The sequence below is a fragment of the Pseudomonas sp. SC3(2021) genome (assembly GCF_019856535.1).
In the GTDB taxonomy this organism is placed as follows: Bacteria; Pseudomonadota; Gammaproteobacteria; order Pseudomonadales; family Pseudomonadaceae; genus Aquipseudomonas; species Aquipseudomonas monsensis.
In genome coordinates this window covers 2,132,184-2,146,210 of sequence record NZ_CP082236.1, presented here as the reverse complement: position 1 = coordinate 2,146,210, position 14,027 = coordinate 2,132,184, and the positions used below count along the sequence as shown (strand labels likewise).

Annotated in this window: 14 protein-coding genes and 1 pseudogene; 3 read left to right on the top strand and 12 right to left on the bottom strand. The window is 61.8% G+C overall.

From position 1 onward, the window contains the following. Nucleotides 1-164: 164 nt before the first annotated feature. Complete coding sequence (locus K5Y35_RS09510; RefSeq protein WP_222834132.1) at nucleotides 165-1,955, bottom strand: flavin monoamine oxidase family protein; 1,791 nt, start codon at nucleotides 1,953-1,955, stop codon at nucleotides 165-167. A 223-nt stretch (nucleotides 1,956-2,178) separates the two neighbouring features. Here K5Y35_RS09510 and K5Y35_RS09505 point away from each other — a divergent pair, with 223 nt between their 5' ends. Continuing rightward, the gene (locus K5Y35_RS09505; protein ID WP_123469507.1) at nucleotides 2,179-3,585 is read left to right on the top strand and encodes an adenosylmethionine--8-amino-7-oxononanoate transaminase; all 1,407 of its coding nucleotides are present in this window, start codon (nucleotides 2,179-2,181) and stop codon (nucleotides 3,583-3,585) included. Nucleotides 3,586-3,789: 204 nt separating this feature from the next. Beyond that, nucleotides 3,790-4,509, top strand: coding sequence for a 16S rRNA (uracil(1498)-N(3))-methyltransferase (locus K5Y35_RS09500; RefSeq protein ID WP_222834131.1), 720 nt, complete (start codon nucleotides 3,790-3,792; stop codon nucleotides 4,507-4,509). Between the two features lie 77 nt (nucleotides 4,510-4,586). Here K5Y35_RS09500 and K5Y35_RS27845 read toward each other — a convergent pair. Together K5Y35_RS27845 and trhA are read right to left on the bottom strand one after the other, a co-directional pair. Then, a pseudogene (locus K5Y35_RS27845) lies at nucleotides 4,587-4,679 on the bottom strand (metal ABC transporter ATP-binding protein); the annotation flags it as partial. Nucleotides 4,680-4,684: 5 nt separating this feature from the next. Beyond that, nucleotides 4,685-5,302: a PAQR family membrane homeostasis protein TrhA gene (gene trhA, locus K5Y35_RS09495; protein ID WP_064589617.1), complete on the bottom strand. Its 618-nt coding sequence runs from the start codon at nucleotides 5,300-5,302 to the stop codon at nucleotides 4,685-4,687. A 142-nt stretch (nucleotides 5,303-5,444) separates the two neighbouring features. On the opposite strand from trhA, the gene K5Y35_RS09490 reads away from it, so the two are divergent. Further along, the gene (locus K5Y35_RS09490) at nucleotides 5,445-6,365 is read left to right on the top strand and encodes a LysR substrate-binding domain-containing protein (protein WP_222834130.1); all 921 of its coding nucleotides are present in this window, start codon (nucleotides 5,445-5,447) and stop codon (nucleotides 6,363-6,365) included. Between the two features lie 311 nt (nucleotides 6,366-6,676). Here the strand turns inward: K5Y35_RS09490 and madM are convergent, their stop codons facing one another. The 9 genes from madM to mdcA all read right to left on the bottom strand — a co-directional run bounded on the left by madM (nucleotide 6,677) and on the right by mdcA (nucleotide 13,903). After that, nucleotides 6,677-7,441, bottom strand: a complete 765-nt coding sequence (gene madM / locus K5Y35_RS09485; protein ID WP_038861195.1) for a malonate transporter subunit MadM — start codon at nucleotides 7,439-7,441, stop codon at nucleotides 6,677-6,679. A 5-nt stretch (nucleotides 7,442-7,446) separates the two neighbouring features. Then, nucleotides 7,447-7,839: a malonate transporter subunit MadL gene (madL, locus tag K5Y35_RS09480; protein ID WP_222834129.1), complete on the bottom strand. Its 393-nt coding sequence runs from the start codon at nucleotides 7,837-7,839 to the stop codon at nucleotides 7,447-7,449. A 65-nt stretch (nucleotides 7,840-7,904) separates the two neighbouring features. Next, on the bottom strand, nucleotides 7,905-8,825 hold the full coding sequence (gene mdcH, locus K5Y35_RS09475) for a malonate decarboxylase subunit epsilon (RefSeq protein ID WP_222834128.1): 921 nt from the start codon (nucleotides 8,823-8,825) through the stop codon (nucleotides 7,905-7,907). After that, nucleotides 8,822-9,442, bottom strand: coding sequence for a malonate decarboxylase holo-ACP synthase (locus K5Y35_RS09470; protein WP_222834127.1), 621 nt, complete (start codon nucleotides 9,440-9,442; stop codon nucleotides 8,822-8,824). Before K5Y35_RS09470 ends, mdcH begins: the two co-directional genes overlap by 4 nt. Beyond that, a complete protein-coding gene (mdcE, locus tag K5Y35_RS09465; protein ID WP_222834126.1) occupies nucleotides 9,436-10,221 on the bottom strand; it encodes a biotin-independent malonate decarboxylase subunit gamma in 786 nt (261 codons plus the stop codon). Before mdcE ends, K5Y35_RS09470 begins: the two co-directional genes overlap by 7 nt. Beyond that, complete coding sequence (locus tag K5Y35_RS09460) at nucleotides 10,218-11,069, bottom strand: biotin-independent malonate decarboxylase subunit beta (RefSeq protein WP_222834125.1); 852 nt, start codon at nucleotides 11,067-11,069, stop codon at nucleotides 10,218-10,220. Before K5Y35_RS09460 ends, mdcE begins: the two co-directional genes overlap by 4 nt. Further along, the gene (locus K5Y35_RS09455; RefSeq protein WP_003229075.1) at nucleotides 11,062-11,361 is read right to left on the bottom strand and encodes a malonate decarboxylase subunit delta; all 300 of its coding nucleotides are present in this window, start codon (nucleotides 11,359-11,361) and stop codon (nucleotides 11,062-11,064) included. The genes K5Y35_RS09460 and K5Y35_RS09455 overlap by 8 nt, the downstream gene beginning before the upstream one ends. Then, nucleotides 11,361-12,233, bottom strand: coding sequence for a triphosphoribosyl-dephospho-CoA synthase (locus K5Y35_RS09450; protein WP_222834124.1), 873 nt, complete (start codon nucleotides 12,231-12,233; stop codon nucleotides 11,361-11,363). Before K5Y35_RS09450 ends, K5Y35_RS09455 begins: the two co-directional genes overlap by 1 nt. After that, nucleotides 12,233-13,903, bottom strand: coding sequence for a malonate decarboxylase subunit alpha (gene mdcA / locus K5Y35_RS09445; protein ID WP_038358792.1), 1,671 nt, complete (start codon nucleotides 13,901-13,903; stop codon nucleotides 12,233-12,235). The genes K5Y35_RS09450 and mdcA overlap by 1 nt, the downstream gene beginning before the upstream one ends. Between the last annotated feature and the right edge of the window lie 124 nt (nucleotides 13,904-14,027).

The window sequence follows — 14,027 nt, the reverse complement described above, 5'->3', positions numbered from 1 at the left end:
AACCGGCCTCTTCGCGAGCAAGCTCGCTCCCACAATGGTCGGCGGCGTTCACAAATTCTGCGTTCACCGCAAAAACCTGTGGGAGCGGGCTTGCCCGCGATGAGGCCCTCACAGGCAAAAAAAAGCGCGGCATAAGCGCCGCGCTTTTTCATTCACCGCAACGCTTACTGCGCCTTGGTATCAGTGCTTGCCGCTGGAACCGCCGCCGGTTTAGCTGCTGGCTTCTTCGCCGGTTCAGCCTTTTTCGCCGCCGGTTTTGCCGGGGCTTTTTTCGCTTCGGTCTTCGCCGCCGGCTTCTTCGCCGCTGGCTTGGCCGCTGCTTTCTTCGCCGGTTCAGCTTTCACTGGTGCCGCAGGCTTCGGTGCTTCCACCGGTGCTGGCGCAGGTGCCGGAGTCGGCGCAGGCGCTGGTGCCACAGGCGCCGGAGCTGGCTCAGGCGCCTTCACCGGTTCTGGCTTCTTCTCGTCATCCGAACCGCCGAACAGGTTGCTGAAGAAGTTGCCCTTCTTCGCTGCCACGGCACCTGCCGCGCCTGCCGCTGCTGCGGTTGCAGCCGCCGGGCCGACTTTGACCGGCTCGAACGACTTGCCAGCCGCCAGATCTTCAACCTGACTGGCCGCACGCTGACCAGTGCGCAGTGCACCTTCCAGGGTGCCCGGGTACAAGGTGTCGGTGTGTTCGCCGGCAAACGCTACGCGTTGCAGCGGACGTTCCCACAGACGCCAGAACTTGCTGATCTGGCCTGGACCGAAGGCCAGGTAAGCGCCGCCCATCGATGGGTCGGTGCTGTAGCGACGGATTTCATAACCGGTGAACGAGCCACGGGCCTGTGGATAAAACGCGTGCAGACGGATCAGCACCTGATCGACCATCTGCTTGTCGCCGAACGCCTGCATCACGCGGGCGTTGTCGCCGGACAGGTTGATCACCACGTTGGCGCCGCCCTTCAGGGCTGGCTCGATCCAGAGCATGCCGAGGCCGGCGTTGCTGTAGATCTCGCCGGACATACGCGCCTTGCTTTCCCACACCGGCGTCTTGAACTTCAACATGATCTGGTCGCGCCAGCCGTAGTTGGTGCCCTTGATCGCCGCCAGGTGCTGGGCGTCCAGCGCCGGGGTCAGGGCAATCTTGTTCAGCGCGCGCAGTGGCACGGCCAACACCACGTAGTCTGCCTGATAGCCAACACTGCCGACCTTGACGGTCACGCCGTCCTTGTCCTGAGTGATCGCGGAAACCGGCGAGTTGGTCTTGATGGTCTTGATCTGCTTGACGAAGGCCTGGGCCAGCACCTGACTGCCGCCGACCAGACGCGAGGCGCGCAGGTCGCGGTCGGAGACGCCGCGATACACGCGGTTTTGCTGGGCGAAGTACAACAGCGACAGACGCGACGGCTCGTCGTAGTGGGTGCGGATGTCCTGGTTGATCAACTGACGCGCCGTGGCCGGCAGGTTCTGCTTGTCGAGCCAGCTCGACACGTTGATCTGGTCCAGCGCATGCAGGGTGCTGGTCGCGGCCGGGTTCTGCGGATCGTCGATCGAGCGCGCCAGATCGTCGAGGGTTTTCTGGTAGCGCTTCAAGGCCTCGGCGGTGGCCGGCTGCTTGGTCGCCAGATCGGCAGCGGAGAAATATTCGCCGTCGATCAGATAACCCGGGGTACGTACGAACTCAGGGGCCGGCGTGGTGCTCAGCTTGAAGGTCGAGACGTACTTGTTCAGCACCGGCTGGGTCTTGTCGTTGCCGATCCACTCGCTGGTGGCCATACCGGAGCGACCGCCCAGGCTCGGTTTGGCTTCCAGCAGCGTGACCTGCCAGCCTTTGTTTTGCAGTTCATAAGCGGCAGTCAGACCCGACAGGCCGCCGCCAATCACGATCGCGGTTTTATCCTTGGCCAGCGCCGTAACGCTGAACAGCCCCAACATCACCAGCGCACAGGCGCGCAGCCAACCGACAGACATTCAGCGAACTCCGGAAATACACGTAGGAAAAAGCAGTTTTGCGGGTCAGACGACCCAAAGAACCGCGAAGAATACGTTAGCCATCAAAACGCCGCCAGCGACGTCTATCGGCTCATACAAAGTAGCTCAATCGACACAATGGGTTGTCCCCACGCGACGCATTGCATAGGCTTGCGCGATTGTTTGCCCGCGCCTGACGCGAGCCGCCTCGAGGAGACTGTAAATGGGCCTGAATAACCAGTGGATGCAACGCGACCTCGCGGTGTTGTGGCATCCCTGCACCCAGATGAAAGACCACGAACAGCTGCCGCTGATCCCGATCAAGCGCGGTGAAGGCGTCTGGCTCGAAGACTTCGAAGGCAAGCGCTACCTCGACGCCGTCAGCTCGTGGTGGGTCAACGTATTCGGCCACGCCAACCCGCGCATCAATCAGCGCATCAAGGATCAGGTCGATCAGTTGGAACACGTGATCCTTGCCGGCTTCAGCCATCAGCCAGTGATCGAGCTGTCCGAGCGTCTGGTGAAGATGACCCCGGAAGGCCTGAACCGGGTGTTCTACGCCGATAACGGTTCGTCCTGCATCGAAGTCGCGCTGAAAATGAGCTTTCACTACTGGCTCAACCGCGGCCAGCCAAACAAAAAGCGCTTCGTCACCCTGACCAACAGCTACCACGGCGAAACCATGGCAGCGATGGCGGTCGGCGACGTGCCGCTGTTCACCGAAACCTACAAAGCGCTGCTGATGGACACCATCAAGGTGCCGAGCCCGGATTGCTACGGGCGTCCCGAAGGCATGAGCTGGGAAGAACACTCGCGCAACATGTTCGCCGCCATGGAACAGACCCTGGCAGAGCATCATGACAGCGTCGCGGCAGTGATTGTCGAGCCGCTGATTCAGGGCGCCGGCGGCATGCGCATGTATCACCCGGTGTACCTCAAGCTGCTGCGCGAGGCCTGCGACCGCTATGGCGTACACCTGATTCACGACGAAATCGCCGTCGGCTTCGGCCGCACCGGAACCATGTTTGCCTGTGAACAGGCCGGCATCCGCCCGGACTTCCTCTGCCTGTCGAAAGCCCTGACCGGCGGCTACCTGCCGCTGGCAGCCTGCCTGACCACCGACGAGGTCTACAGCGCGTTCTACGACGACTACCCGACCCTGCGCGCCTTCCTCCACTCGCACAGCTACACCGGCAACCCGCTGGCCTGTGCGGCGGCGCTGGCGACGCTGGATATCTTCGAGCAGGACAACGTCATCGAAAACAACCAGGCGTTGGCCCAGCGCATGGCCTCGGCCACTGCGCATCTGGTCGATCACCCGAATGTCAGCGAAGTGCGCCAGACCGGCATGGTCCTGGCGATCGAGATGGTCAAGGATAAGGCCACCAAAGAGGCCTACCCTTGGCAGGAACGCCGTGGCCTGAAGGTGTTCCAGCATGCGCTGGAGCGTGGCGCGTTACTGCGTCCGCTGGGCAGCGTGGTGTATTTCCTGCCGCCGTACGTGATCACCCCGGAGCAGATCGACTTCCTCGCCGACGTCGCCAGCGAAGGCATCGACATTGCTACGCGTGACAGCGTCAGCGTGGCCGTGCCGAAAGACTTCCACCCCGGCTTCCGCGATCCGGGCTGATTCCTGAGGATTCAGACCAACCCTGTGGCGAGGGGATTTATCCCCGTTCGGCTGCGCGGCAGCCATAAAATCAGCCCATGCAATACTCCTGACTCACCGCGATTGCAGATTTTGGGGCGGCTTCGCCACCCAACGGGGATAAATCCCCTCGCCACAAAAGCTCTGCATTACAGCAAGTACGCGCCCATTTTTTAGAGACCCGAAATGAGACTGTCCCGCTTCTTTATCGACGCCCCCCTGAGCACCGGCGAACACGAACTGCCGGAAGCCCAAGCGCATTACATCAGCCGCGTGCTGCGCATGGCCGAGGGCGATGCGGTGCAGTTGTTCGACGGCTCCGGCCATGAGTTTCGCGGCTCGCTGGTGGAAGTCGGCAAGAAACGCGTGACCGTGCAGATCGACGAGCAATTCGCCGGCCAGGTTGAATCGCCGCTGCACATCCACCTCGGCCAGGGCCTGTCCCGTGGCGAACGGATGGACTGGGCGATTCAGAAAGCCACCGAGCTGGGCGTGAGCGAAATCACCCCGATCTTCAGCGACCGCTGCGAAGTCCGGCTCAAGGACGAACGCGCCGACAAACGCCTGCTGCACTGGCGTCAGGTGGCGATCAGCGCCTGTGAACAGTGCGGGCGCTCACGAGTGCCGGTGATTCATCCGCCGCTGCTGCTGGCCGACTGGCTGAAGCAGACCCAGGCCGAATTGAAGCTGGTGCTGCACCCGGTGGCGGAGCCGCTGGTGAGCCATGCGAAACCTTCGACACTGGCGTTTCTGATCGGGCCGGAGGGTGGCTTGTCGGAGGCTGAAGTCGAGCAGGCCAAGGGTAATGGTTTCCATGCCGCCCGCCTCGGCCCGCGGGTGTTGCGTACCGAAACCGCGCCGGTGGTGGCGTTGGCGGTGGCTCAGCAACTGTGGGGTGATTTCTAAGGCCCCTTCGCGAGCAAGCTCGCTCCCACAGTAGATCTCCAGTGAGCACAGATTTTGTGAACACCCTAGATCCAATGTGGGAGCGAGCTTGCTCGCGAATGCGGCGTGTCATTCAGCAAAAAAGTTGGTTGACCTGACGCCTTCGCGAGCAAGCTCGCTCCCACAGGGATTACATTTACAGGACATAAAACAGAATCGCCACAAAGTGCAGCAAACTCCCGGCAATCACGAACAAATGCCAGATCCCGTGCGCATGCCGCAACCGGTGATCGAGGGCAAAAAAGATGATCCCCACGGTGTACAAAACCCCGCCAGTGGCCAGCCAGGCGAAACCGGTGGTGCCCAGCGCCGCAATCAACGGCTTCACCGCCACCAGCACGATCCAGCCCATCACCGCGTAAATCACGATCGACAGGATCCGCGCCTCCGAGCGTGGCTTGATCTCCTGCAGAATACCGATCAGCGCCAGCCCCCAGACAATCCCGAACAACGTCCAGCCCCACGGCCCGCGCAGCGTCACCAGGCAGAACGGTGTGTAGCTGCCGGCGATCAGCAGGTAGATCGAAAAGTGGTCGACCTTCTTCATGATCGCTTTCTTGCGCCCGCGCACGCTGTGGTACACGGTCGACGCGCTGTACAGCACCAGCAAGGTAAAGGCGTAGATCGCCACGCTGACAATTTTCCACGGACTGCCGTCGAGACTGGCAATCACCAGCATCCACACGCCGCCGATAAACGCTGCCACTGCCCCGACCAGATGCGTCCAGGCGTTGAGTCTTTCCCCGTGATACATGTGTCACTCACCTCAAGATTCGTTGCCGCAGCGCGCAAGGCTCGGGCCTTGAGCGTAAAAGCGCAATGTTTCTGTTCAACGCGGACCTGCGCACGCCACGGTAATTGGGCACAATCGGTCGATACCAAAAAGAGTCCGCGCCATGCTGATCGACGAAGAATTGACCCTGAAAAAACTCGAGGTGTTCCTCGCCTTCATGCGCACCGGCAACCTCGCCCGCGCCGCTGCCGAGTTGCAGACCAGCAATGTCAGCGTGCACCGGGCGATCCATTCGCTGGAAAGCGCCCTGCGTTGTCCGCTGTTCAAGCACGAAGGCCGCAACCTGACGCCACTGGAAAGCGCCTACGTGCTCGAAGAGCGCGCGCAGAAGTTGATCAATGACGTGGTCGAAAGCGTACGCCTGACCCGCGAAGCCGCCGGGTTCTCCGCTGAACGCTTCAAGCTCGGCTCGCTGTATTCGCTGACGGTGAAGACCGTACCGCAACTGATCATGGGCCTGAAGATCCGCCGCAGCGAACTCAACATCGACCTGATTCTCGGCTCGAACATCGACCTGCTCTACAAGCTGAAAAACATGGAAGTCGACGCGATCCTGGTGTCGCTGGACGACAGCATCAACGACCCGGACTGCGAACAGATCCCGCTGTTCTCCGACGATATATTCCTCGCCACGCCAGCAGATTCGAAGTTCGCACAACGCAGTGAAGTCGATCTGGCCGAGGTCCGCGATGAAACATTTATCACCTTGACCCAGGGCTTCGCCACCCATCAGGACGGCAACCGGGTGTTCAAACAGGCGGGGTTCGAGCCGAAGGTGGCGATGCAGGTGAATGACATCTTCACGCTGTTGAGCATGGTCAGTTCGGGGGTGGGTTATGCATTGCTGCCGGGGCGGATTGCGGCGGTGTATGAGAACCGGGTGAAGCTGATTCCGTTGCAGGAGAAGTACCGGTTGCAGCAGCACATTGGCGTGGTGTTCTTGAAGGCCAAGGAGAGGGATCCGAATTTGCTGGCGTTGCTGGCGGAGTGTCGGATGTATGCCAATCGGCAGGTTGGGATTTAGAGCAAAATCAAGATCAAGAGCTACCCCCTCACCCCAGCCCTCTCCCCCAAGGGGGCGAGGGGGAAAGGGAGCAGATCGGGGGCCTTTCAAAACCTGTGTTCGACTGAGGACTTTCAGGTCGACGTACCTCCTACATCCAGCTCGGTCAGTCCCCTCTCCCCCAAGGGGTAGAGGGGGAAAGGGAGCAGATCGGGGACTTTTCAAGGCCTGAGTTCGACTCAGGCATTTCAGGTCGGTGGATAACGCGAAAACAACTCGGTCGGTCCCCTCTCCCTCCGGGAGAGGGCTAGGGTGAGGGCAGCTTTTAGCGACTAACCCATCAACCCGCGCATCGCCAGAAACAACAACGAAGGCCCAAGCAAACACCCAAGCGCGGTATAAAACGCCGCCGTCAGACACCCGTAAGGCACCAGCTTCGGATCGGTCGCCGCCAACCCGCCGGCCACACCGCTGGACGTGCCCATCAAGCCGCCGAAAATCACCGCACTGCGCGGATTGTTCAGGCCAATCATCGGCGCCACGAACGGCGTCATCACCATCACCAGAATCGCCTTGATCAGCCCCGCCGCAATCGACAGCGCCATCACCTCGGAGCTCGCGCCAATTGCCGCGCCCGTCACCGGGCCGACGATGTAGGTCACCGCGCCAGCACCAATAGTGGTCAGGCTCACGGCATCGGTGTAACCGAATGCCATCGCCACGCCAACACCCGCCACGAACGATGTACCTACACCGACAAACAGCGCCAGTACCCCGACGAACCCTGCACGTTTCAGCTCATCGACACTCACGCCGAAGGCCGTGGCCACAATCGCAAAATCGCGCAGCATCGCACCGCCGAGCAAACCGATGCCCGACAACAACGGAATATCCACCACGCCTTTCTGCCCACCGGTCAGTGCACCGCCGACATATGACAACACCAGCCCCAGCAGAATGGCGATGGCCGAGCCGTGCAAACGGCCCTTGGTGAAGGTGTTGGACATCCAGTAGGACACCCACATGGTCAGCCCGACAATCAGAAACCCGCTGATCAAACCGTAGCCGGTGATCACTTTCATCATCGATTCGTACATGGCGATTACCCCGCAGTCTTGGCTGGAGCGATCGGGGTCTGCTCCTTGTTACCCATGCGCGTCAGCACAGGCACCAGGGCAAAAGCGATCACCACTGCGAGTGTGCCGGCGAGAATCGCCATCGGCCCGCCCTTCAACGCGCCATAGACGTTTTGCTGTGCGGCCATGGCGACCACGATTGGAATGTAGATAGCGCTCCAGAACTCGACGCCCTGCTCGGTCTTGCCCTTGAGCCAGCCGCTTTTGTTCAGATAAGTGCCGAGGCCGATCAACAGCAGCATCGCAATGCCGACGCCGCCGACGTTGGCCGGCACACCGATCAGCTTGCCGAGCAGTTCACCGACCCAAATACCCACCAGCGTACAAAAGGCGAGAAACGCCACACCGTAAATAATCATTGTTGTAGTCCTCAAAGTGCATCGTCGAATGTTGTTTTTGTTGTTCGAAGCTTGAGTCGGCGGTTTTAGAGTTGGCGGCCACCCTCCTCTCGCAACAGCGCCTGCAAGGTGTCGAGACGAGCACTGTCGAAGGCAGTGACCGTGCCCTGCTCGAACACCCGGCGCGCCAGCCCGGTCAGCACCGCACCGGGCGGCAGTTCGATTTGTAAACGCACGCCACGCTCGTAGGCGCTTTGTACGGTGCCGCGCCAATCCACCACGCGGCACATGTTGAAAGCGAGGTCATCACGCAGGGCGTCAGGCTTGATCACCGGACGCGCGCGACTGCCACTCAGGTAAGCGATTTTCGGGTTCTTCAATTCAACTTTGGCGAAGGCCTCGGCGAGGGTTTGTGCAGGCGCCTCCAGCAGCGGACAGTGCGACGGCACGCTCACTGCCAAACGTTTTGCCAGACCAGCGCCACGACTGCGCGCCAGTTCAGCCACCGCTTGCATGGCCTCGTCACTGCCGGCAATCACCACCTGGTTATCGGCATTGATGTTGGCCAGGTACACCGGTGAATCCTCACTGTGCACCTGCGTCAACAGCGTTTCGACTGTGGATAATTGCAGGCCGATGATCGCGGTCATGCCATAGCCCTGTGGATAAGCTTGCTGCATCAACTCACCGCGCAGGCTGACCAAGTGCAACGCATCGCTGAAGCTCAAGGCTCCAGCGACCACCGCTGCCGGGTAGGCGCCGATGGACAGGCCAGCAACGTAATCCGCCGTGAGTCCGTCCTGCAACAACTGCCGCGATGCTGCAACGCCGGCGATCAGCAGGCACAGCTGAACCGCCCTTGTGGTACGCAACGCGGCGCTGGAATCGAGCAGCAAAACATCTTCACCGAGCACATCGCTGGCCTCGATCAAGGTTTCCCGTGGCAATCGCTGCAGCATGCCCGCTTGCTGCGCGCCCTGGCCGGGGAACACCAGCAAGCTGCTCACGCTGCCTGCTCCTGCGGGTTCCACGGGTCAGTCACCAGACACGCCTGATGCTGGTTTTTCAGCAGCACACGGGCCGATCCGCTGGCCCATTCGCGCAAGGCGACCGCACCGAACGGCGTTTGCAATTGCAGGTCGATCCGGCACGCAGCCTGATCGAAAAGCTCCACGAATTTGCGGGCCTGATTACGCGTGATCAACTGCGGCGTACGCAAAATCAGATCGAGATCACTGGCCGCGTGCATCGCTTTAAAACCGCTGGCCAATTCAAACCCGACGCTGCCGCTGATTCCCCAGACCCAACCGCAATCATCGAGCATTGGCCGCAGTTGCTGGAGTGCCTGCATCACCGGCAAATCACGCTCGCACTCAACATGACAAAGCGCCTCCGGACTGACCCGACAGGCAATCGACTCGACCGCCATAAACGCCGCCAACCGCTGCTCGCGCAACACACCGCGCACGCCGACCGCGACGTAACCTTCAGCGCTCAAGGCGCGTCGCACCACCACCGGTTGCCCGGCCGCCAGCGACTCAACCGCCCACAACGGCGCATCCGCCGGCAACTGCGCCGGGCTCATGCCCCACAGCAGGTCGTGGGCCAGAGGCGTGTTCACCACTGCGCCCTCAGCAGCTCGCGTACACGGCTGGAAGCAGCACGATTTTTTGCGCCGAGACGGTTGCTCAAGTCAGTGCTGGAGATATCGCCGACGGCCTGTTTCAGGCATTCGTTCACCCGTGCCAGATCCTCAACGGTCGGCTGTTCAATCTGCTCAACCGACAAGGTTTCCCAGAGCAGTCCGAGACTCGCATAGCTGTCGATGTCATACGCCATTGGCGGCACGCTGGCGGCCAGCGCTTCCAGTTCCTCGACACTGCGCAAGGTCACCCGCGCCGCCGAGGCCTTGCCCATCGCATGCACCATCACCCCGGGATCGCGCAGAGCAATCAAACGGTTGGCCTGATAACCATGAGCAAGAAACGCCCCGGACATCGCCTTGCCCACCAGCAGCGCAATCACCGGATGCCCGGCCAGACGTGCACGGGCATAACTGTCCGCCGCACCGGCCAGCGCTTGATGAATGCCGAGGGCTTCTTCGCGGCGACCGTAAGCCTGGCTCGGCACATCGACGATGGCGATGATCGGGCGTTTCTGTGTTTTGTCGCGATCGGCAGTGATCGCCTCATCCACAGCCTTGGCCAACCCCCAGCCTTCGAGCAAACCGACCTCGCCGTTGCGAGCACGTGGATAACGGTTGTCCGGGTCAGCGACCACGGCGATAAACCGTCCGAGTTCGCCATCCGCCACCTTCAACGAGGCCGGCAGCCCTTCAACCACCACAGCACCCGCGCTCAAGGCGTTGAACCAGTTCAAACCGCGCAGTGAATAACCGCTCATGAGCGCTCTCCTTGATACAGATCGCGAACCACCGACGGCTCGATTTGCGGGTCAGTGTTCAGACGACTGAGGCGTTGCAGAAACCATTCGGCACGTTGGCTGCGCGGTTGCTTTGGCAAACCTTGCTGAAGCAATTGGCCAACCTGCTGCCGAATCTGTGCCACATCATCGGCGACATAACGATCCACCAAGCCGCTGGCGAAACGCTGCTCGCCACCGGTCAGGCTCCAGATGAAGGGCCGGTCGCGGGAGTCGTATTCTTCGATCCCGGCTTCCTGCTCGATCACTTGCGGGCCGTTCAAACCGAGACGCGCTTCCTGGGTCACCAACAGATAGCTGCACAGCGCAGCGGCAATCGACATGCCGCCGAAACAACCGACGCTGCCCGCCACCACACCGACCACCGGTTGGTACTGCTGCAAATCGACAATCGCTGCATGAATATCAGCAATCGCCGCCAGCCCGAGGTTGGCTTCCTGCAAACGCACGCCACCGGTTTCCAGCAGCAATACGGCGCGGGTCGGAATGCCCTTGCGGTTGTCTTCGGCGGCCAGTTCCAGCGCGCCGGCGATCTTCGCCCCGCCGACTTCGCCGAGGCTGCCGCCCTGGAACGCGCCTTCGATGGCAGCGATCACCACCGGCAACCCGTCGAGGTTGCCCTTGGCGATTACCACGCCGTCATCGGCCTGCGGCACCACGCCCTGGCGTTCGAGCCACGGCGACATGACGCGTTGAAACGGGTCGAGCAATTCGCGGAAGGTTCCGGCATCGAGCAAGGCTTGCGCCCGTTGCCGCGCACCGAGTTCGACAAAGCTGTGTTTGTGCAACAGCGCTGCGCTGTCAGTCATGGCCGATCTCCTCGAAACCTTGTTCCAGACGCAAGCGCACCACACCTGGCGTCGCGCCGAAATCGTGGATGTCGATGGCCATCGCCGGTGGTGTAGTGCCGTCGAACATCCGCGCAAACAGATGCTGCCAACGCTGCTGCGCACCGTTGACCGAAGTCTGCACGTTGATCGTCAGCTTGCCGGCCAGACCCGGTTCGATCAGCACTTCCAGATCACCCGAACCGACACAACCGACCAGCGCGCGCCCGCGTGGCGGCTGCCCGGCGGGGAATTCAAAGGATAGGGTTTCCATCAAAACGCTCCCTGAAGGATGCCGTGGCGCTCGATTCGGTCGAGCAGCAGCGTGGCGGCGAGCAAGTCGGCGGCGCCACCGGGCGAGGCATTCAATGCGATGAGTTGTTGATCCAGTTCGTGCAGGCGCCGACGCCCGCTGAGGCTGGCGCTGCCGCCGGCGTCGAGCACCGCTTGCGCACCCTGCTGCATGGCCTGCAAACCCTCTTCGCCAGCGCGATAGAGCACGCAGGTGTCGGCCAGGTCAGTCATGATTGCGAGCAAGGCGTCGAGCCGGGCGTTCTGTTCGCCGTGGCCTTTGCCGCGACTGCGCTTGAGTTGTGGCAGACCGCGTTGCAGCACGGACGGGAAGCCGAGTTGCGCTTCCTCACGGGCGCCGCGTGCACCGTAACGCAGGGCGACTTGGGCGCCGTGGCTGAGTGGGCGCGGTGCGTAGCGGTCGTCGAGTAATGCCAGACGTGCGGCGCGTAGGGTGACGGCATTGGCGCTGCTGGATTTCGCGTCCAGTGCAGCCGCTGTGACGATCAGGCCCAAGGCCCAGATCGCCCCGCGATGGGTGTTCACACCGTTGGTGGTGGCAAGCATCGCTTGCTCGCCTTCGCGACCGATGCGGCCAATCGCTTCGCGCAGCGTTGAATCGACTTCGCCGATCTCGACCGCCGCTTCAGCCATTTCCTTGAACGCCGGCCACAACGACAACGCCGAAGCGTGCATCAGGCCCAAGTGCAAATCGGTGTGCGCGCCATTGCCGCGACGGTCGACCAGCGCCGGTTTCGGCGACAGATCGGCTTCGTCGATCAGCGCGTCCACTGCCAGGTCGGCCAAGTGTTCGGTCAGAGAAAGCGGTTTCGCTTGCAGGTTAAATGCGTGCATTACCAGCTCCTGAACTTGGCGGGCGGGTTGTACAAGCCACCGGACCACTCGACCAGATCGGCCACGCTTTTCGCTGCGAGCAGTTCGCGGGTGGCGTCGGTGCGGCGGATGCCGAGGTCTTCGGGCAAGGCGATCAGGCCTTCGCGGCGCATGCGTTCGGTGTCTTTCGGGTTGTGCCGCAGGCCGATGGCGGTGACGCCGGCCACCGCTGCGATCATCGCTTGGCGCTCTTCCAGCGAGCGCGCCTTGTACAGGTAGGCGATGCCCTCTTCGGTGAGCAGGTGGGTGACGTCGTCGCCGTAAATCATGATCGGCGCCAGCGGCATCCCGCTTTTCTTCGCCACCTCCACGGCGTCGAGGGTTTCGACAAAGGTCGGTTTGCCGCCCTCCTGGAAGGTCTCAACCATTTGCACTACGAGTTTCTTGCCGCGTTCGAGCATCGGTTGCTGCGCATCGTCGTGGCGCATATCGAGCCACGCCGGGGTGCCGTGACGCCGGCCGCGTGGATCGTGGCCCATGTTCGGCGCACCGCCGAAACCGGCGAGGCGACCACGGGTCACGGTCGAGGAATGGCCGTCGCCATCGACCTGCAAGGTCGCGCCGATAAACAGATCCACCGCGTACTGCCCGGCCAGTTGGCAGAACATCCGGTTGGAACGCAGCGAACCGTCGCGGCCGGTGAAGAACACGTCGGGCCGTGCGGCAATGTAGTTTTCCATGCCCAGTTCGGTGCCGAAGCAATGCACGCTTTCGACCCAGCCACTTTCGATCGCCGGGATCAGCGTCGGGTGCGGGTTGAGCGTCCAGTTGCGGCAGATCTTGCCCTTGAGGCCGAGGGATTCGCCGTAGGTCGGCAGGATCAGTTCAATGGCGGCGGTGTTGAAACCGATGCCGTGGTTGAGCGACTGCACATTGTGTTTTTCGTAGATGCCACGGATCGCCATCATCGCCATCAACACGTGCACCGGTTTGATGTGCCGTGGGTCGCGGGTAAACAGCGGTTCGATGTAGAACGGCTTGTCGGCCACTACGACAAAATCGACCCATGAGGCGGGAATGTCCACGCGCGGCAGTTCGCTGACGTCGTCGACCAACTGATTGACCTGGACGATAACGATGCCGTCGCTGAACGCGGCCGGTTCGATCAGTGCCGGGGTGTCTTCGGTGCTCGGGCCGGTGTAGATGTTGCCGGCGCGGTCAGCCATGAACCCGGCCGAGAGCACGACATTGGGAATCAGGTCCACCACCAGCCGCGCATAGAGTTCGATGTAGGTGTGAATCGCGCCGACTTCCAGCAGGCCGTCTTCGAGCAACTGGCTGATGCGCAGGCTCTGGGTGCCGGCAAAGGAGAAGTCGAGCTTGCGGGCGATGCCGCGTTCGAACAGGTCCAGATGCTCGGAGCGACCGACGCTGGGCATGATCATGTGCAGGTCGTGGAGCTTTTCCGGGTCAGCCTTGGCCAGCGAACGGGAAAGGAAATCCGCCTGCTTCTGGTTGTTGCCCTCCAGCACCACACGGTCGCCGGGATGGATCAGCGCTTCGAGCGCGGCGACGATCTTGTCGGTGGGCAACACCACACCGTCGGCCAGCCCGCGCACCTTGTCGAGACGCCGCTGCTTCTCGTCACGCCGCCGCGTCCAGCGCGAGTCGGGGGAAATTGTTGTTGTCATGCTCACTCCACGGGGTTCGCTGTCGTGGAGCTAAGGTAGGCGTGTGGGGTGGGGGCATCAATCAAGCGCGGTGGTGAATCGTTACGCTCAGGGTAATGATCAAGAGCGCCCTCACCCTAGCCCT